The sequence below is a fragment of the Comamonas sp. JUb58 genome (genome assembly GCF_004364775.1).
Taxonomy (GTDB): Bacteria; Pseudomonadota; Gammaproteobacteria; order Burkholderiales; family Burkholderiaceae_C; genus Comamonas.
The window spans coordinates 138,510-155,172 of the sequence record NZ_SOAL01000014.1; the positions used below are offsets into that span (position 1 = coordinate 138,510).

Annotated in this window: 23 protein-coding genes; 20 read left to right on the forward strand and 3 right to left on the reverse strand. The window is 60.1% G+C overall.

The annotated features are described in order from the left end of the window. The first annotated feature begins 43 nt into the window (after nt 1–43). From rpsG to EDF71_RS16440, 15 genes are all read left to right on the forward strand, one after another. The gene (rpsG, locus tag EDF71_RS16370) at nt 44–517 is read left to right on the forward strand and encodes a 30S ribosomal protein S7 (RefSeq protein WP_021026534.1); all 474 of its coding nucleotides are present in this window, start codon (nt 44–46) and stop codon (nt 515–517) included. Between the two features lie 158 nt (nt 518–675). Beyond that, complete coding sequence (fusA, locus tag EDF71_RS16375) at nt 676–2,787, forward strand: elongation factor G (protein ID WP_133857639.1); 2,112 nt, start codon at nt 676–678, stop codon at nt 2,785–2,787. 146 nt (nt 2,788–2,933) lie between these two features. After that, complete coding sequence (tuf, locus tag EDF71_RS16380; protein WP_116926819.1) at nt 2,934–4,124, forward strand: elongation factor Tu; 1,191 nt, start codon at nt 2,934–2,936, stop codon at nt 4,122–4,124. 25 nt (nt 4,125–4,149) lie between these two features. Beyond that, complete coding sequence (gene rpsJ / locus EDF71_RS16385; RefSeq protein ID WP_021025591.1) at nt 4,150–4,461, forward strand: 30S ribosomal protein S10; 312 nt, start codon at nt 4,150–4,152, stop codon at nt 4,459–4,461. 233 nt (nt 4,462–4,694) lie between these two features. Then, a complete protein-coding gene (rplC, locus tag EDF71_RS16390) occupies nt 4,695–5,366 on the forward strand; it encodes a 50S ribosomal protein L3 (protein WP_021025592.1) in 672 nt (223 codons plus the stop codon). Beyond that, nucleotides 5,366–5,986, forward strand: coding sequence for a 50S ribosomal protein L4 (gene rplD, locus EDF71_RS16395; RefSeq protein ID WP_021025593.1), 621 nt, complete (start codon nt 5,366–5,368; stop codon nt 5,984–5,986). The genes rplC and rplD overlap by 1 nt, the downstream gene beginning before the upstream one ends. Then, complete coding sequence (gene rplW / locus EDF71_RS16400) at nt 5,983–6,318, forward strand: 50S ribosomal protein L23 (RefSeq protein WP_021025594.1); 336 nt, start codon at nt 5,983–5,985, stop codon at nt 6,316–6,318. Before rplD ends, rplW begins: the two co-directional genes overlap by 4 nt. Before the next feature lie 2 nt (nt 6,319–6,320). Then, nucleotides 6,321–7,145, forward strand: a complete 825-nt coding sequence (rplB, locus tag EDF71_RS16405) for a 50S ribosomal protein L2 (protein WP_021025595.1) — start codon at nt 6,321–6,323, stop codon at nt 7,143–7,145. Between the two features lie 10 nt (nt 7,146–7,155). Further along, entirely contained in the window at nt 7,156–7,431 is a 276-nt protein-coding gene (gene rpsS, locus EDF71_RS16410; protein ID WP_027010580.1) for a 30S ribosomal protein S19, read from the forward strand. A gap of 10 nt (nt 7,432–7,441) precedes the next feature. Further along, a complete protein-coding gene (gene rplV / locus EDF71_RS16415; protein WP_021025597.1) occupies nt 7,442–7,774 on the forward strand; it encodes a 50S ribosomal protein L22 in 333 nt (110 codons plus the stop codon). Nucleotides 7,775–7,790: 16 nt separating this feature from the next. Then, on the forward strand, nt 7,791–8,654 hold the full coding sequence (gene rpsC, locus EDF71_RS16420) for a 30S ribosomal protein S3 (protein WP_021025598.1): 864 nt from the start codon (nt 7,791–7,793) through the stop codon (nt 8,652–8,654). 2 nt (nt 8,655–8,656) lie between these two features. Further along, nucleotides 8,657–9,073, forward strand: a complete 417-nt coding sequence (gene rplP, locus EDF71_RS16425; protein WP_021025599.1) for a 50S ribosomal protein L16 — start codon at nt 8,657–8,659, stop codon at nt 9,071–9,073. A 17-nt stretch (nt 9,074–9,090) separates the two neighbouring features. Further along, nucleotides 9,091–9,288 (forward strand): 50S ribosomal protein L29, encoded by a 198-nt coding sequence (gene rpmC / locus EDF71_RS16430; RefSeq protein ID WP_021025600.1) that lies wholly within the window; start codon nt 9,091–9,093, stop codon nt 9,286–9,288. 11 nt (nt 9,289–9,299) lie between these two features. Next, the gene (gene rpsQ / locus EDF71_RS16435) at nt 9,300–9,569 is read left to right on the forward strand and encodes a 30S ribosomal protein S17 (RefSeq protein WP_021025601.1); all 270 of its coding nucleotides are present in this window, start codon (nt 9,300–9,302) and stop codon (nt 9,567–9,569) included. A gap of 128 nt (nt 9,570–9,697) precedes the next feature. After that, nucleotides 9,698–10,207 carry a peroxiredoxin gene (locus EDF71_RS16440; protein WP_133857640.1) on the forward strand — a complete coding sequence of 170 codons (510 nt, stop codon included), beginning with the start codon at nt 9,698–9,700 and terminating at the stop codon, nt 10,205–10,207. A 121-nt stretch (nt 10,208–10,328) separates the two neighbouring features. On the opposite strand, the gene EDF71_RS16445 is transcribed toward EDF71_RS16440, so the two are convergent. Next, entirely contained in the window at nt 10,329–10,823 is a 495-nt protein-coding gene (locus EDF71_RS16445; RefSeq protein WP_133857661.1) for a GNAT family N-acetyltransferase, read from the reverse strand. A gap of 109 nt (nt 10,824–10,932) precedes the next feature. After that, nucleotides 10,933–11,445, reverse strand: a complete 513-nt coding sequence (locus EDF71_RS16450; RefSeq protein ID WP_133857641.1) for a TlpA disulfide reductase family protein — start codon at nt 11,443–11,445, stop codon at nt 10,933–10,935. Nucleotides 11,446–11,581: 136 nt separating this feature from the next. Between EDF71_RS16450 and EDF71_RS16455 the strand changes: the two genes are divergently transcribed. The 4 genes from EDF71_RS16455 to ptsP all read left to right on the forward strand — a co-directional run bounded on the left by EDF71_RS16455 (nt 11,582) and on the right by ptsP (nt 14,930). After that, on the forward strand, nt 11,582–12,127 hold the full coding sequence (locus tag EDF71_RS16455; RefSeq protein ID WP_133857642.1) for a hypothetical protein: 546 nt from the start codon (nt 11,582–11,584) through the stop codon (nt 12,125–12,127). 146 nt (nt 12,128–12,273) lie between these two features. Beyond that, nucleotides 12,274–12,723 carry a PTS fructose transporter subunit IIA gene (locus EDF71_RS16460; protein ID WP_133857662.1) on the forward strand — a complete coding sequence of 150 codons (450 nt, stop codon included), beginning with the start codon at nt 12,274–12,276 and terminating at the stop codon, nt 12,721–12,723. After that, entirely contained in the window at nt 12,692–12,961 is a 270-nt protein-coding gene (locus EDF71_RS16465; protein ID WP_027010583.1) for an HPr family phosphocarrier protein, read from the forward strand. The genes EDF71_RS16460 and EDF71_RS16465 overlap by 32 nt, the downstream gene beginning before the upstream one ends. A gap of 208 nt (nt 12,962–13,169) precedes the next feature. Beyond that, on the forward strand, nt 13,170–14,930 hold the full coding sequence (ptsP, locus tag EDF71_RS16470) for a phosphoenolpyruvate--protein phosphotransferase (protein ID WP_133857643.1): 1,761 nt from the start codon (nt 13,170–13,172) through the stop codon (nt 14,928–14,930). A 6-nt stretch (nt 14,931–14,936) separates the two neighbouring features. On the opposite strand, the gene EDF71_RS16475 is transcribed toward ptsP, so the two are convergent. Then, nucleotides 14,937–15,929, reverse strand: coding sequence for a helix-turn-helix domain-containing protein (locus EDF71_RS16475; protein WP_133857644.1), 993 nt, complete (start codon nt 15,927–15,929; stop codon nt 14,937–14,939). A gap of 134 nt (nt 15,930–16,063) precedes the next feature. Between EDF71_RS16475 and EDF71_RS16480 the strand changes: the two genes are divergently transcribed. After that, the gene (locus EDF71_RS16480) at nt 16,064–16,654 is read left to right on the forward strand and encodes a cysteine hydrolase family protein (RefSeq protein WP_133857645.1); all 591 of its coding nucleotides are present in this window, start codon (nt 16,064–16,066) and stop codon (nt 16,652–16,654) included. Nucleotides 16,655–16,663 lie beyond the last annotated feature (9 nt).

The window sequence follows — 16,663 nt, forward strand, 5'->3', positions numbered from 1 at the left end:
TGTCTGAAAAGATGCCAACTGAAGCAAAGATAGAGGTAAAGAAATGCCACGTCGTCGCGAAGTCCCCAAACGTGAAATTCTGCCGGATCCAAAGTTCGGCAATGTAGAGCTGTCCAAATTCATGAACGTGATCATGGAAGGCGGCAAGAAGGCAGTTGCTGAGCGCATCATTTACGGCGCTCTGGAACTGATCGAGAAGAAGCACCCTGATAAAGACCCGCTGGAAGCTTTCGTTGTTGCCATCAACAACGTCAAGCCTATGGTCGAAGTGAAGTCCCGCCGTGTTGGCGGTGCCAACTACCAGGTGCCAGTTGAAGTGCGTCCTGTCCGTCGTCTGGCTCTGTCCATGCGTTGGATCAAGGAAGCTGCTCGCAAGCGCGGTGAAAAGTCCATGGCTCAACGCCTGGCCAACGAACTGCTGGAAGCTACGGAAGGCCGTGGCGGCGCGATGAAGCGTCGTGACGAAGTGCACCGTATGGCCGAAGCCAACAAGGCATTCAGCCACTTCCGCTTCTAAGCTGCGCGAGATCTGTCTCGATATTGCAAAGGCCGCATGCAACAATTTTTGCCTGCGGCCTTGCTCGGATTGAGACTGCCCTCACATCGTAGGCTGATGCCTGCGCAATCCGCCAGTCCGCATCGCCTCCACACTTACTGATCAACAAAGGATCAACCATGGCTCGCAAGACCCCCATCGAGCGCTACCGCAATATCGGTATTTCTGCGCACATCGACGCAGGTAAAACCACCACGACCGAACGTATCCTGTTTTACACCGGCGTGACCCACAAGCTGGGTGAAGTGCACGACGGCGCTGCTACCACCGACTGGATGGAGCAAGAGCAAGAGCGTGGCATTACCATCACTTCCGCTGCAGTGACCTGCTTCTGGAAGGGTATGGACATGTCCTACCCAGAACACCGCTTCAACATCATCGACACCCCCGGCCACGTGGACTTCACGATTGAAGTGGAACGTTCCATGCGCGTGCTCGACGGTGCTTGCATGGTGTACTGCGCTGTGGGTGGCGTGCAGCCCCAGTCCGAAACCGTGTGGCGTCAAGCCAACAAGTACAAGGTGCCACGTCTGGCCTTTGTGAACAAGATGGACCGTACCGGTGCCAACTTCTACAAGGTCTACGACCAGATGAAGCTGCGCCTGAAGGCCAACCCTGTGCCCGTGGTGATCCCAATCGGCGCTGAAGACAACTTCAAGGGCGTGGTTGATCTGGTCAAGATGAAGGCCATCATCTGGGACGAAGCGTCCCAGGGCATGAAGTTCGAATACGAAGACATCCCTGCTGAACTGCTGGAAACCGCCAACAAGTGGCGCGAAAACCTGGTGGAATCGGCAGCCGAAGCTTCGGAAGACCTGATGAACAAGTACCTGGAAGAAGGTACCTTGTCTGAAGAAGACGTGAAGGCCGGTATCCGCGCCCGCACGCTGTCGACCGAAATCCAGCCAATGCTGTGCGGCACCGCGTTCAAGAACAAGGGTGTGCAGCGCATGCTGGACGCCGTGATCGACTACCTGCCTTCGCCAGTGGACATCCCTGACGTTGCTGGTACCGATCCAGAAGACGAAGAAAAGAAGCTGACCCGCAAGGCGGACGACGGCGAAAAGTTCTCCGCTCTGGCATTCAAGCTGATGACCGACCCGTTCGTGGGCCAGTTGACCTTCGTGCGTGTGTACTCCGGCGTTCTGTCCAAGGGCGACACCGTGTACAACTCGGTCAAGGGCAAGAAAGAGCGTATCGGCCGTATCGTGCAGATGATGGCGAACGACCGTATCGAAGTGGACGAAATCCGCGCCGGTGACATCGCTGCTTGCGTGGGCCTGAAGGACGTGACCACCGGTGAAACCCTGTGCGACGTGGCTTCGCCTATCGTGCTGGAACGCATGGTGTTCCCAGAGCCCGTGATTGCACAGGCTGTGGAACCCAAGTCGAAGGCCGACCAGGAAAAGATGGGTATCGCTCTGTCGCGTCTGGCTGCAGAAGATCCATCGTTCCGCGTGCGCTCCGACGAAGAATCGGGTCAGACCATCATCGCCGGTATGGGCGAGCTACACCTGGAAATTATCGTTGACCGCATGAAGCGTGAATTCAACGTGGAAGCCAACGTGGGCAAGCCCCAAGTGGCCTACCGCGAAACGATTCGCCAAAAGGTTGTGGACGTGGACGGCAAGTTCGTTCGTCAGTCCGGCGGTAAGGGCCAGTACGGTCACGTGGTGTTCACGGTTGAGCCGCAAGAGCCAGGCAAGGGCTTCGAGTTCGTCGACGCTATCAAGGGCGGTGTGGTTCCTCGCGAATACATCCCTGCGGTGGAAAAGGGCGTGATCGAAGCGCTGACCTCCGGCGTGCTGGCTGGCTACCCTGTGGTGGACGTCAAAGTGACGCTGACCTTCGGTTCGTACCACGACGTGGACTCGAACGAAATGGCGTTCAAGATGGCCGCTATCTTCGGTTTCAAGGAAGCTGCTCGCAAGGCCAGCCCCGTGATCCTCGAGCCAATGATGGCCGTGGAAGTGGAAACGCCTGAAGACTACGCCGGTACCGTGATGGGTGACTTGTCTTCCCGCCGCGGTATGGTGCAGGGCATGGACGACATGGTTGGTGGCGGCAAGGCCATCAAGGCAGAAGTGCCACTGTCCGAAATGTTCGGCTACGCAACGTCGCTGCGTTCGCAAACGCAAGGCCGCGCTACGTACACGATGGAGTTCAAGCACTACGCTGAAGCTCCACGCAACGTGGCCGAGGCTATTGTCGCTTCCCGCGCAAAGGCCTAAAATATGCGCCCGCACCTGGCTTGCCAGGTGCGGATCGCTTTTTGTCTACGACCGGGTGCCGCTTTGTTTCCTGTGCGAAGCGACCCAGCAATTCGGTGTAGACGTTAAACCCAACACAGGTTTTGCTCTTTATTTGGAGAATTCTCATGGCAAAAGGAAAATTCGAGCGCACCAAGCCGCACGTGAACGTGGGCACCATTGGTCACGTGGACCACGGCAAGACCACGCTGACGGCTGCTATCGCAACCGTGCTGTCTGCCAAGTTCGGCGGCGAAGCCAAGAAGTACGACGAAATCGACGCTGCTCCTGAAGAAAAGGCTCGCGGCATTACCATCAATACCGCACACGTTGAGTACGAAACGGCTAACCGCCACTACGCTCACGTGGACTGCCCTGGCCACGCCGACTATGTGAAGAACATGATCACCGGCGCTGCTCAGATGGACGGCGCTATTCTGGTTTGCTCGGCTGCTGACGGCCCCATGCCCCAGACCCGTGAACACATCCTGCTGGCTCGCCAGGTGGGCGTGCCTTACATCATCGTGTTCCTGAACAAGTGCGACATGGTTGATGACGAAGAGCTGCTGGAGCTGGTGGAAATGGAAGTCCGCGAACTGCTGGATAAGTACGATTTCCCAGGTGACGACACCCCCATCATCCGCGGCTCGGCTAAGCTGGCTCTGGAAGGCGACCAATCCGACAAGGGTGAGCCCGCAATCCTGCGTCTGGCTGAAGCTCTGGACACCTACATCCCAACGCCAGAGCGCGCTGTGGACGGTGCTTTCCTGATGCCCGTGGAAGACGTGTTCTCCATCTCCGGTCGTGGTACCGTGGTGACCGGCCGTATCGAGCGCGGTATCATCAAGGTCGGCGAAGAAATCGAAATCGTCGGTATCAAGGACACCGTCAAGACCACCGTTACCGGCGTGGAAATGTTCCGCAAGCTGCTGGACCAAGGTCAAGCTGGTGACAACGTTGGCCTGCTGCTGCGCGGCACCAAGCGTGAAGACGTGGAGCGTGGCCAAGTGCTGTGCAAGCCTAACTCGATCAAGCCACACACCCACTTCACCGCTGAAGTGTATGTGCTGAGCAAGGACGAAGGCGGCCGCCACACCCCATTCTTCAACAACTACCGTCCTCAGTTCTACTTCCGTACCACGGACGTGACCGGCGCCATCGAGCTGCCAGCTGACAAGGAAATGGTTATGCCTGGCGACAACGTGTCGATCACCGTCAAGCTGATCAACCCCATCGCTATGGAAGAAGGTCTGCGTTTCGCTATTCGCGAAGGCGGCCGTACCGTGGGCGCTGGCGTGGTTGCCAAGATCATTGCTTAATTCTTAGAACAACTGGGAATTAACCATGTCCAAGCAAAAAATCCGCATCCGCCTGAAGGCTTTCGATTACAAGTTGATCGACCAGTCCGCTGCTGAAATCGTTGAAACCGCCAAGCGCACCGGCGCGATTGTCAAGGGTCCAGTGCCCCTGCCAACCCGCATGAAGCGTTTCGACATTCTGCGTTCGCCCCACGTGAACAAGACTTCGCGTGACCAGTTGGAAATCCGCACCCACCAACGCCTGATGGACATTGTCGATCCTACCGACAAGACCGTTGACGCGCTGATGAAGCTGGACCTGGCTGCCGGCGTGGACGTCGAAATCAAACTGCAATAAGGCCTTAAAGCCACACCTCCGGGTGTGGCTGCTTGTCCTTTCTGACGCGAACTTGCCTATTTGGGAAGTTCGCGTTAGAATTTATGGCTTCGTGATCTATACATCCAATTTGCCTCGCATTTTGGTGGTAAGAGACGAAGTTTTTATTAACCTTCTTTCGTGCCGATGGCGTCAAACCCAAGGGCAACACCGAGCCAATTGCAGTTTCGGTGGCGGAAGTTTTGGAGCAACAAATGAGTCAAAGCAACTCCCTCGGGTTGCTGGGCCGTAAGGTAGGCATGATGCGCCTGTTCACGGATGACGGCGATGCAGTGCCTGTCACCGTGGTGGATGTGTCTAACAACCGCGTGACCCAGGTTAAAACCCAAGAGAACGACGGCTACGTGGCCCTGCAGGTCACCTTTGGTCAACGCCGCGCTTCGCGCGTGACCAAGCCAGCCGCTGGCCACCTGGCCAAGGCAGGCGTGGAAGCTGGTGAAATCACCCAGGAATTCCGCGTTGAAGCTGACACCGCCGGCAAGTACGCCGCAGGTGCATCCTTGCCAGTGACCGAGATCTTCGCAGTGGGCCAAAAGGTCGACGTGCAAGGTACCTCGATCGGTAAGGGCTACGCCGGTACCATCAAGCGTCACAACTTCAAGTCGCAACGTGCTTCTCACGGTAACAGCCGTTCGCACAATGTTCCCGGCTCGATCGGTATGGCACAAGACCCAGGTCGCGTGTTCCCCGGTAAGCGCATGACCGGTCACATGGGCGATGAGACCGTGACTACCCAGAATCTCGACGTGGTTCGCATCGACGAAGCCCGTCAACTGCTGCTGATCAAGGGCGCAATCCCCGGTTCGAAGAATGGCTTCGTGACCGTGCGTCCTGCTGTCAAGGCAGCTGCTAAAGGAGCGAACTAATGAAGCTCGAACTCCTGAACGAACAAGGTAAGGCAGCCTCCCAAGTGGACGCTCCTGAGACCGTGTTTGGTCGCGATTTCAATGAAGACCTGATTCACCAGATCATCGTTGCTTACCGCGCCAACGGCCGTCAAGGCACACGCGCTCAAAAGGACCGCGAACAAGTCCGTCACACCACCGCCAAGCCTTTCAAACAAAAGGGTACTGGCCGTGCACGTGCTGGTATGTCGTCTTCGCCTCTGTGGCGTGGCGGCGGTCGCATCTTCCCGAATCTGCCTGATGAAAACTTCACGCAGAAGATCAACAAGAAGATGTACCGTGCCGGTATGGCATCCATCTTCTCGCAGCTGGCCCGTGAAGGCCGCCTGGCTGTGGTTGATTCGCTGACGGTTGATTCGCCCAAGACCAAGGTACTGGCTGACAAGTTCAAGTCCATGAACCTGGACTCGGTGATGGTGATCGCCGACGAAGTGGACGAAAACCTGTACCTCGCTTCGCGCAATCTGAAGAATGTGTTCGTGGTTGAGCCACGTTACGCTGATCCAGTGTCGCTGGTGCAATTCAAGAAAGTGCTCGTTACCAAGGGCGCTCTCGACAAACTCAAGGAGATGTTCGCATGAGCCGTGTGAACCCTACTCCCGCCGAACGCAAGTTCGACGAAGGTCGTCTGATGCAAGTGCTGGTTGCTCCTATCGTGTCCGAAAAGGCCACGCTGGTTGCTGAAAAGTCCAACGCTGTGACATTCAAGGTGCTGCAGAACGCCACCAAGCCCGAGATCAAGGCCGCTGTTGAGCTGCTGTTCAAGGTCGAAGTGAAGGGCGTGTCTGTGGTGAACACCAAGGGCAAGACCAAGCGCTTTGGCAAGACCATTGGCCGCCGCGATAACGTTCGCAAGGCTTATGTGCTGCTCAAGCCAGGTCAAGAGCTGAACCTCTCTGGGGAGGCTGCGTAATCATGGCTGTTATTAAGCTCAAACCAACTTCGCCCGGCCAACGCCATGTGGTGAAGGTGACCCGTGGCCATCTGCACAAGGGCGAAGGTTTCGCTCCTCTGCTGGAACCTCAGTTCCAAAAGGCAGGCCGCAACAACAACGGTCACATCACTACCCGTCACAAGGGCGGTGGTCACAAGCACCACTACCGTGTGGTGGACTTCAAGCGCACCAAGGACGGTATCCCCGCCAAGGTTGAGCGTATTGAATACGATCCAAACCGTACCGCTCACATCGCTCTGGTGTGCTACGCAGACGGTGAGCGTCGTTATGTGATCGCTCCGCGTAACCTGGAAGTGGGCGCAACCATCATCAGTGGCTCTGAAGCACCGATCCGCGTGGGTAACACCCTGCCGATCCGCAACATCCCTGTGGGTTCGACCATTCACTGCATCGAGCTGAAGATCGGCGCTGGCGCACAAATCGCCCGTTCCGCTGGTACCTCGGCTACCCTGCTGGCTCGCGAAGGCGTCTACGCCCAAGTGCGTATGCGTTCGGGCGAAGTTCGCAAGATCCATATCGAATGCCGTGCAACCATCGGTGAAGTCGCCAACGAAGAACACAGCCTGCGCCAACTGGGCAAGGCTGGTGTCAAGCGTTGGATGGGTATTCGTCCTACCGTTCGCGGTGTGGTGATGAACCCTGTCGATCACCCACACGGTGGTGGTGAAGGCAAGACCGGTGAAGGCCGTCACGCAGTTGACCCATGGGGCAATCTGACGAAGGGCTACCGTACCCGTAACAACAAGCGCACACAGACCATGATCGTGTCGCGCCGTAAGAAGTAAGGGGTAGCAAATGACTCGTTCTCTTAAAAAGGGTCCGTTTGTTGACCATCACTTGCTGGCAAAGGTCGAAAAGGCCATCGCCACCAAGGACAAGAAGCCAGTGAAGACCTGGTCGCGTCGCTCCATGGTTCTGCCCGATTTCATCGGTCTGACCATCGCCGTGCACAACGGCAAGCAACACGTACCGGTATATGTAACCGACCAGATGGTGGGCCACAAGCTGGGCGAATTCGCCCTGACGCGCACCTTCAAGGGTCACCCCGCTGATAAAAAAGCGAAACGATAAGGAGTAGACCATGTCTGAAACACGTGCAGTCCTCCGCGGCGTTCGCCTGTCGGTTGACAAAGGCCGTCTGGTTGCGGATCTGATTCGCGGCAAGAAGGTTGACCAAGCTCTGAACATTCTCGAATTCACGCAGAAAAAAGCTGCTGTGATCGTCAAGAAGGTTCTGGAGTCCGCTATCGCCAACGCTGAGCACAATGACGGCGCTGACATCGACGAATTGAAGGTCAAGACCATCTTCGTCGAGCAAGGCACCACGCTCAAGCGTTTTACCGCTCGCGCCAAGGGCCGCGGCAACCGCATCAGCAAGCCTACCTGCCACATTTATGTGACCGTGGGTAACTGAGGCCTAAAGGAAGAACATGGGACAAAAAATCCATCCTACCGGCTTCCGTCTGGCGGTCAGCCGTAACTGGTCTAGCCGCTGGTACGCAAGCAACCGTGATTTCGCCGGCATGCTGGCCGAAGACATCAAGGTTCGTGAGTACCTGAAAGAGAAGCTGAAGAACGCTGCCGTGGCACGCGTTCTGATCGAGCGTCCTGCCAAGAACGCCCGTATCACCATTTACTCGGCTCGTCCTGGTGTGGTGATCGGCAAGAAGGGTGAAGACATCGAGGCCTTGAAGAAGGAACTCGCTGCTCGCCTGGGCGTGCCAGTCGCTGTGAACATCGAAGAAGTGCGCAAGCCTGAAATCGATGCCCAGCTGATTGCTGACTCGATCACCCAGCAGCTCGAAAAGCGTATCCAGTTCCGTCGCGCCATGAAGCGTGCGATGCAGAACGCGATGCGTCTGGGCGCTCAAGGTATCAAGATCATGTCGTCGGGCCGTCTGAACGGTATCGAAATCGCACGTACCGAGTGGTACCGCGAAGGTCGTGTGCCACTGCACACCCTGCGCGCCGACATCGATTACGGCACCTCCGAAGCCAAGACCACCTACGGTGTGATCGGCGTGAAGGTGTGGGTCTACAAGGGTGACACTCTGGGTCGTAACGATCTGCCAGCCGCAGAAACGCCACGTCCTGAAGAAGAGCGTCGTCCACGTGGTCCTCGTCGTGACAACCGCAATGGCGATCGTCCATCGCGTGGCCCTCGTCGCCCCGCTGGTGGTAACACGGCTCCTGCAGACGGTAGCGACAAGCCCGCCGGCGCTGGTGCTGATTCCGTTAAGCGCGTTCGCAAGACTGACGCGCCCGCTACAGCAGCGGACGGTAAAGGAGAATAACTATGCTGCAACCTGCTCGCCGCAAATACCGCAAGGAGCAAAAGGGTCGCAACACTGGTATCGCTACCCGTGGCAACACGGTAGCGTTCGGTGATTTCGGCCTGAAATGCACGGACCGTGGCCGCCTGACGGCCCGCCAGATCGAGGCTGCACGTCGTGCAATCTCCCGTCACGTGAAGCGTGGCGGCCGCATCTGGATCCGCGTGTTCCCTGACAAGCCAATCTCGACCAAGCCAGCCGAAGTCCGTATGGGTAACGGTAAGGGCAACCCAGAGTACTACGTGGCTGAAATTCAGCCCGGTAAGATGGTGTTCGAAATCGTTGGCGTGCCCGAAGAACTGGCCCGCGAAGCGTTCCGCCTGGCTGCTGCCAAGCTGCCGCTGCGCACCACGTTCGTTACCCGTCAGCTTGGCGCTTAAATTCAGGAGAAATCGATATGACGAAAGCTGCTGAACTGCGCCAAAAAGACGTTGCTGGCCTGGAAGCCGAGATCAAGTCCTTGCAAAAGGCTCACTTTGGTCTGCGCATGCAAAAGGCAACGCAACAACTGGGCAACACCGCTACCATCAAGGCTACCCGCCGTGATGTGGCACGTGCCAAGACCATTCTTGCTGAAAAGCAAGCCGCCAAGTAATAGGAGCCGACATGACGGAAGCTAAAAAATCCCTCAAGCGCACCTTGATTGGCAAGGTGGTCAGCGATAAGCGTGAAAAGACCGTGACCGTTCTGGTAGAACGTCGCGTGAAGCACCCCATCTACGACAAGATCATGATCAAGTCCAGCAAGTACCACGCCCACGACGAAAAGGGCGAGTACAACACGGGCGATACCATCGAGATCACCGAGAGCCGTCCGCTCTCCAAGACCAAGAACTGGGTTGCTACCCGCTTGGTGCAAAAGGCTGCTCTGGTTTAAGTCTTTTGCGACTTGCACCAACGTAACTTCAAAAACGACCCACAATCTGTGGGTCGTTTTTTTATGCCCGTTTTGGCCTATCGGCCAGCGGAATCACTGCCTGATAGGCAATTTACAAGGAGTACTCCATGATCAAAGTTGGCGATTCGCTTCCCTCTGCAACCCTGAGCGAGTTTGTGGCGGTCGAAGGCAATGGCTGCAGCCTGGGCCCCAACGCCTTTGATGTGAGCAAGGAAGCTGCTGGCAAGACCATTGCTTTGTTTGCCGTGCCCGGCGCATTCACGCCCACCTGCTCGGCCAAGCACCTGCCTGGCTACGTGGAAAAGGCAGAAGCCTTCAAGGCCGCTGGCGTGGACGAAATCTGGTGCCTGGCGGTCAATGACGCCTTTGTGATGGGTGCCTGGGGCAAGGACCAGCACACCGAAGGCAAGGTGCGCATGATTGGTGACGGCGATGCCGCCTTTGCCAAGGCCACCGGCCTGACCCTGGATCTGAACGGCAAGGGCCTGGGCCTGCGCAGCAACCGCTACTCCATGCTGGTCAAGGATGGCAAGGTGGTGCAGCTGAATGTGGAAGCGCCTGGCCAGTTCACGGTCAGCGATGCCGACACCATTCTGGCCCAAGCCAAGCAGGCCTAAGGCCACACTAGGCTGCTGCGGCGCTGCAAGGCGTTGCCGCGCCTGGCTGGAATGCACAAAGCACGCCTAGGCGTGCTTTTTTGTGGCCGGGCGGCATGCCTTGCGGTGCGCAGCACCGCCGTCAGGGGTGGACGTCTGCCTTGAGGTAATGCGTGCCGGCAACGGGGTTGTGGTAGTAGGGCGGAATCTCTTCAAAGCCGAAATCGGCATACAGCGCGCGGGCCGATTCCATGCTGTCCAGGGTGTCGAGCAGGATGCAGTCATAGCCCAGGCGGATGGCGCTGGCCATCGTGTAGTCCACCAGCTGGCGGCCCAGGCCAAAGCCCCGGAAGGCCTTGCGCACATAAAGGCGCTTCATCTCGCAGGCATTGCTGTAGTCCACATCGTCCATGGGCCGCAGCGCGCAGCAGCCGGCGACGGAGCCTTCCACCAGCGCCAGCACCAGGTCGCCGCGCGGATCGCCATATTCGCCGGGCAAGTCGGCCAGCTCTTCCTCAAAACCCTGGAAGCCCAGATCAATATCCAGTGACTGGGCATATTCCCGAAAGATCTCGCGGGTCACCGCAAGCTCTTCCGGTGTGGTGGGGTGCAGGAACGTTATCTCAGGTCTGTCCACAGCGGCGGCGCTTAGTAAAGGAATGCGCAGTGTAGCGCCCGCGTCCTGGCAGGCGCCATCGAAAAACCGCCCATCGAGGGCGGTTTTCTTGGTGGGGTGTTGCAAAGACTCAGGTCTCGGCCAGCAGTTTGTCGATCAGCTTGTGCAGCTCATCAAAATTGGGAGCGCCCACATAGCGTTTGACCACCTGGCCCTGCTTGTTCACGACAAAGGTGGTCGGGGTCAGCTGGATATCGCCCCAGTCCTTGGCAATCTGGCCGGTGTTGTCGATCGCAACCTTGAAGGGCAGCTTGCGCGATTCGGCAAAGTTGACGACATAGCTGGGTGGGTCGTAATGCATGGCCACGGCCATGGTGTCGTAGCCCCGGTCCTTGTACTTGTCGTAGGTCTTGATGATCTCGGGCATTTCCGCCACGCAGGTGGTGCAGCTGGTGGCCCAGAAGTTCACCAGGGTGACCTTGCCCTTCATGTCTGCCGTTGTCTGGGTGCTGCCGTTGAGCAGCACAAAGCGGCTTTCCGGTGCGGCCGCCTGCCCCGTGCCCTGGTAGACAAAGGCACCGATGCCCAGCGCCGCAGCGATGGCCAGCGTGGACAGGACGGTGGTGGTGGTTTTTCTGGACATGGTGCTCGGAGTCAAAGCCGTGCCGAAAGTTCGGCGCTGTGGCCATTATGCGACCACGTTCAGGGAGAGGTACAGCGCAGTGGCCATACCTGCGCGCCTTGCTTGACCATCGCCATGCCGTGCCCATAATGGCCGGATGCCCCTGGCCCGCTGCCTGATCCTCACCACCGCCTTGCTGTTGGCCGCCTGTAGCCCAGCGCTGAACTGGCGCGTGGTGGCCCTGGCCGATGCGCCGCTGGACCTGATGCTGCCCTGCAAGCCTGACCGTGCTGTGCGCGATCTGGCCTGGGGCAGGCAGACCCTGGCCGTGTCGATGGTGGGCTGCCAGGCCGAAGGGGCGACCTATGCACTGGCCCATGTGGCCCTGGCGCAGCCGCAGGACGCAGCCACGGTGATGACCGACTGGCAAAAGGCCTTGCACCAGCAGCTGCAGATGGCCGATGCTTGGCAGCCGCTGCCCGGGCAGGCCTTTGTCTTGCCCGGTACCCTGGAGCTGCCGCAGGCGCGCCAGCTGCAGTGGCAGGGCCACAATGGCACGGGCCAGCCGGTGTATGCCAATGCGCGCTGGTTTGCGCGCACGGAAGGTCAGCAGGTGCGGGTCTACCAGGCCATGGTGCTGTCCCCTGCGCCGTTGGCCGATGGGGTGCTGCAGAGCTTTGTCAAAGGACTGCAGCTGCGTTAGGCTGTGAGGGGCAAACCCGCCCCCTTGGCTAAGCAACACTACCAATGTTGCAGTGCCGCAAAATCGCTACACTGGCAAAGGGTGCAGCTGGGCCGGCATGGCCGCCAGTGGGGCGCCCCTTCACAGAACTTCTTGTATTTTATTTGATGAGCAACCGGATATTGTTGATCGCCCATGCACCGCTAGCCCAGGCGCTAGCGCAATGCGCCGCGCATGTGTTCCCCGACAGCGGAGAGCACCTGATGGCGCTGGATGTGCCTGCCAGCGCCGATCCGGTGGCCTGCCTGCAGGAGGCGCAGGCCATGCTCGACAACAGCCACAGCGGCCCGGTTTTGGTGTTGAGCGATGTGTTTGGTGCGACCCCGCATAATATTGCCCAGGAGTTGGCCAAGCGCCGTGCATCCACCCGGCTGGTGGCCGGTGTCAACCTGCCGATGCTGCTGCGCGCGCTGTGCTATCGCCAAGAAGAGCTGGACAGCCTCGTGGCTCGGGCCATTGCCGGGGGCAGCCAGGGCATCATGCAGGTGACGCAGACCACGCCACAGAACCAAAATATCCGAGCACATGATCAAGACCGCAGTCACCATCAGCAATAAATTGGGCCTGCATGCCCGCGCGTCTGCCAAACTCACCAAGCTGGCTGGCAGCTTTGCCTGCGAGGTCTGGATCACACGGGGCGAACGCCGCGTCAATGCCAAGAGCATCATGGGCGTGATGATGCTGGCCGCCGGCATTGGCACCGAGGTGAGCATCGAGACCGATGGCGCCGATGAGCAGCAAGCGATGGACGCCTTGCTGGCCCTCATCAACGACAAGTTCGGCGAAGGCGAATAAGGCGCTGCCTGGCGTCTGCAGCGGTGCAGCCAGGGCCTGCTTGCCCCGCGCCTGGCAACATGCTGCCTGCCACTGCTGGCATGCGCTGCGCTTGGTCTGAACACCCCGCTTTCCCCGCGCTTTACCAGCCCCGTGCTTGTACAGTCTTCTGAGACAGGCGTATAAATCAGCTTGGCGCAGCAGCGCGCCAGCGAAGAGGAAGTTCCGCATGACATTTGCCATCCATGGAATCGCAGTGGCCCGGGGGATTGCCATTGGTCGGGCAGTCATGGCAGCGTCCAGCCACCTGGAAGTCACCCATTACCTGATCGAGCCCGACCAGGTGGCGCGCGAGATCGAGCGCGTGCGCAAAGGGCGGTTGGCGGTGATCGAAGAGCTGCAGCGCCTGCGCGGTGACCTGGGGGTGGATGCCCCTCAGGAGCTGGAGCCGCTCTTGGATGTGCACCTGATGCTGGTGCAGGATGACATGCTGTCTTCCGGTGTGCGCCAACTGATCAGCGAGCGCCTCTACAACGCCGAATGGGCGCTGACCGCACAGCTGGAGCTGCTCTGCCGCCAGTTCGACGAGATGGACGACGAGTACCTGCGCGAGCGCAAGGGCGACCTGGAGCAGGTGGTGGAGCGGGTGCTGCGCCATATGCGAGGTGTCTCCAGCCCCGTCGCGGCGCCGGTCAGCGCGCCGCTGGGCGTGCAAGAAGGGCAGCACGACTGGGTGGCCGATGAGCGCGATGCGCCGATGGTGCTGATCGCCAATGACCTGTCACCCGCTGACATGCTGCAGTTCAAGCAAAGCGTGTTTGCCGGCTTTGTCACGGCGGTGGGCGGCAAGACCAGCCACACCGCCATCGTCGCGCGCAGCATGGATATTCCGGCCGTGGTGGGCGCACGCACGGCCAGCCAGCTCATCCGCGCCGATGACTGGGTCATCATCGATGGCGATGCCGGCGAGGTGATCGTCGACCCCTCGCCGATCCTGCTGGAGGAGTACCGCTTCAAGCAGCGCCAGATGCGGCTGGAGCGCGAGCGCCTCTCGCGCCTGCGCGATACGCCGTCCATCACCATCGATGGCGAGCGCATCGAGCTGCTGGCCAATATCGAGCAACCTGGCGATGGCCCGGGAGCGGTGAAGGCAGGCGCCGTGGGTGTGGGGCTGTTCCGTACCGAGTTTCTCTTCATGGGGCGGGGCGGCAAGGTGCCCGATGAGGAAGAGCAGTACCGCGCATACCGCGAGGCGCTGGAAGGCATGCAGGGCATGCCGGTTACCATCCGCACCCTGGACGTGGGCGCCGACAAGCCGCTGGACAAGGCCCAGCCCAAGGACTATTACCTCAACCCCGCGCTGGGTTTGCGCGCCATCCGCTTCAGCCTGGCCGACCCGGACATGTTCCGCACCCAGCTGCGCGCCATCTTGCGTGCGGCGGCCCATGGCCCGGTGCAATTGCTGTTCCCGATGCTGGCCCATGTCAGCGAGATCAAGCAGACCCTGGCGCTGGTGGACCAGGCCTCGCAGGAACTGCGCGAGCGCAATGTGCCCCAGGGCCTGGTCAAGCTGGGCGCGATGATCGAGATCCCGGCTGCCGCGCTGATGGTGCGCACCTTCTTGAAGTACTTCGATTTCCTCTCGATCGGCACCAACGACCTGATCCAGTACACCCTGGCCATCGACCGGGCGGACGAGGCGGTGTCGCAGCTCTACGACCCCTTCCACCCTGCGGTGTTGCGCCTGGTGGCTGAGGTCATCCAGGCGGCCAATGCCGCTGGCAAGGATGTCTGCGTCTGCGGCGAAATGGCCGGCGATACCGCCATGACCCGCTTGTTGCTGGGCCTGGGCCTGCGCAGTTTTTCGATGCAGCCCGCGCAGATTCTCGCCATCAAACAAGAGGTGCTGCGTGCCGATACGCGTCGCCTGGTGGGCTGGGCCCAGCAGGTCATCGATTCGGAAGATCCGGCGAGCGTGCTGGAGCGCTGAGCGCCGCTATTCCGCAGGCGTGCGAAAGCGGCTGCGGTACTGGCCCGGCGTGGTGCCGAGCTGGCGGCGAAAAGCGCGGTGCAGGGTGTCGGTGGTGTTGAAGCCGCAGGTTTCGGCCACCCGCTGCAAGGAGGCATCGGTGGCCTCCAGCTGCTGGCGGGCCGCCTCTACCCGCGCGGCTTCCAGATAGGCCGCCGGCGTCATGCCCAGCTCGGTCTTGAAGATGCGGGCCAACTGCCGGTCACTCACATGCATTTGCTCTGCCAGGTCGGGCATGGACAGCGGCTGGCCCAGGTTCTGCGCAATGTACTGGCGCAGGTTCTCCATGCGGCGCGTGCTCGACAGCGGCTCCAGCATCACGCTGAACTGGCTTTGGCCGCCGGTGCGTTTCAGGAACATCACCAGCTGGCGGGCCACGCGCATCGCCAAGGTATTGCCAAAATCCTCGGCCACCAGGGCCAGCGCCAGGTCCAGGCAGGTGGTCAGGCCGGCACCGGTCCAGATGCGGCCCTGCTGGATGTAGATGCGGTCGGCATCGACACGGATGTCGGGGTGGTCCTGGGCCAGTTGCGCAGCGGTGGACCAGTGTGTCGTTGCCTCCTTGCCTTCCAGCAGGCCCGCGGCCGCCAGGATATGCGCACCCACACAGACCGAGGCCACGCGCCGGGACTGCTCGGACAAGGTCTGCACCCACTGCACCACGGCCGGATCGGCCAGCGCCTGCACGCGGCCCTTGGCATCCATCTCGACGGAGCCCGGCACGATCAAGGTATCGATCGCCTGGTGCTGCAGGCTGTCCAGGCGAATGTCGGGCAGCACGCGCACGCCAGCGGCCGTGGTCACTGGTTCCAGCGTCTCGGCCGCCAGCAGCACCTGGTAGCCACAGGGCTCGTCCATCTCACGCTGCAGCAGCGCAAACACCTCGGGCGGGCCGCTGATGTCGAGCAGGTCAACCCGGTCAAACAACACGATCACGATCAGGCGTTCTGGGTGCGGCATGCGGTCTTTCGTTCTAGGCGGGTGTCGGTTTCTGCGGCTAAGACGGCATTGTCCGCAGCGGGGGCTGTCCCTAAGATGCATGCATGTCGCCACCACTGCGGGTGGCTATCAACCATCCCTACAAGGCAACGACCATGCATACCAGCACTTTACGCGAACTCAACCAACTGGACGCCAAGCCCGCCGTCCTGGCCCAGTCCACGCTGATTCTGGTCGACTACCAGAACACCTACACCCAGGGCGTGATGGCGCTGGAAGGCTGGGAAGCCGCGCTGGACGCCGCATCCCGCCTGCTGGCCCAGGCCCGCGCGGCCGGCGCCAAGGTGATCCATGTGATGCACGACGGCGGCGAGGGCTCGCCTTATGACATCCGCGCCGAGATCGGCCAGATCCATGCCAGCGTGGCACCGCTGGCGAGTGAGCCCGTCGTCGTCAAGACGGCTCCCAACTCCTTCCACAACACCGACCTGGCCCAGCATGTGGAGGCGGCGGGCAACGAGCAGCTGGTGATCATCGGCTTCATGAGCCATATGTGCGTCACCTTCACCGCCGAAGGCGCCTTCCTGCGCGGCAAGCGCGCCACCGTGGTCGCCAATGCCTGTGCCACCCGTCCGCTGCAATCGGCTGCCGGTGCGGTCTCTGCCGCGCAGCTGCACCAAGGCGCGATGGCCACCATTGGTGACCTGTATGCGGTGGTGGTGGGCAGCAGCGCGGCGCTGGGTTAAGTCAGCGAT

Excerpts from the sequence above, each read along its gene's own strand:
- rplW (WP_021025594.1), top strand. The coding sequence starts at position 5,983 with ATGAGCCGTGTGAACCCTACTCCCGCCGAACGCAAGTTCGACGAAGGT.
- ptsP (WP_133857643.1), top strand. The coding sequence starts at position 13,170 with ATGACATTTGCCATCCATGGAATCGCAGTGGCCCGGGGGATTGCCATT.
- rpmC (WP_021025600.1), top strand. The coding sequence starts at position 9,091 with ATGACGAAAGCTGCTGAACTGCGCCAAAAAGACGTTGCTGGCCTGGAA.
- EDF71_RS16450 (WP_133857641.1), bottom strand. The coding sequence starts at position 11,445 with ATGTCCAGAAAAACCACCACCACCGTCCTGTCCACGCTGGCCATCGCT.
- EDF71_RS16455 (WP_133857642.1), top strand. The coding sequence starts at position 11,582 with ATGCCCCTGGCCCGCTGCCTGATCCTCACCACCGCCTTGCTGTTGGCC.
- rplD (WP_021025593.1), top strand. The coding sequence starts at position 5,366 with ATGAAGCTCGAACTCCTGAACGAACAAGGTAAGGCAGCCTCCCAAGTG.
- rpsJ (WP_021025591.1), top strand. The coding sequence starts at position 4,150 with ATGTCCAAGCAAAAAATCCGCATCCGCCTGAAGGCTTTCGATTACAAG.
- EDF71_RS16480 (WP_133857645.1), top strand. The coding sequence starts at position 16,064 with ATGCATACCAGCACTTTACGCGAACTCAACCAACTGGACGCCAAGCCC.
- EDF71_RS16465 (WP_027010583.1), top strand. The coding sequence starts at position 12,692 with ATGATCAAGACCGCAGTCACCATCAGCAATAAATTGGGCCTGCATGCC.
- EDF71_RS16460 (WP_133857662.1), top strand. The coding sequence starts at position 12,274 with ATGAGCAACCGGATATTGTTGATCGCCCATGCACCGCTAGCCCAGGCG.
- rplV (WP_021025597.1), top strand. The coding sequence starts at position 7,442 with ATGTCTGAAACACGTGCAGTCCTCCGCGGCGTTCGCCTGTCGGTTGAC.
- rpsS (WP_027010580.1), top strand. The coding sequence starts at position 7,156 with ATGACTCGTTCTCTTAAAAAGGGTCCGTTTGTTGACCATCACTTGCTG.
- rpsG (WP_021026534.1), top strand. The coding sequence starts at position 44 with ATGCCACGTCGTCGCGAAGTCCCCAAACGTGAAATTCTGCCGGATCCA.
- tuf (WP_116926819.1), top strand. The coding sequence starts at position 2,934 with ATGGCAAAAGGAAAATTCGAGCGCACCAAGCCGCACGTGAACGTGGGC.
- rpsC (WP_021025598.1), top strand. The coding sequence starts at position 7,791 with ATGGGACAAAAAATCCATCCTACCGGCTTCCGTCTGGCGGTCAGCCGT.
- rpsQ (WP_021025601.1), top strand. The coding sequence starts at position 9,300 with ATGACGGAAGCTAAAAAATCCCTCAAGCGCACCTTGATTGGCAAGGTG.
- EDF71_RS16440 (WP_133857640.1), top strand. The coding sequence starts at position 9,698 with ATGATCAAAGTTGGCGATTCGCTTCCCTCTGCAACCCTGAGCGAGTTT.
- rplC (WP_021025592.1), top strand. The coding sequence starts at position 4,695 with ATGAGTCAAAGCAACTCCCTCGGGTTGCTGGGCCGTAAGGTAGGCATG.
- fusA (WP_133857639.1), top strand. The coding sequence starts at position 676 with ATGGCTCGCAAGACCCCCATCGAGCGCTACCGCAATATCGGTATTTCT.
- rplB (WP_021025595.1), top strand. The coding sequence starts at position 6,321 with ATGGCTGTTATTAAGCTCAAACCAACTTCGCCCGGCCAACGCCATGTG.
- rplP (WP_021025599.1), top strand. The coding sequence starts at position 8,657 with ATGCTGCAACCTGCTCGCCGCAAATACCGCAAGGAGCAAAAGGGTCGC.
- EDF71_RS16475 (WP_133857644.1), bottom strand. The coding sequence starts at position 15,929 with ATGCCGCACCCAGAACGCCTGATCGTGATCGTGTTGTTTGACCGGGTT.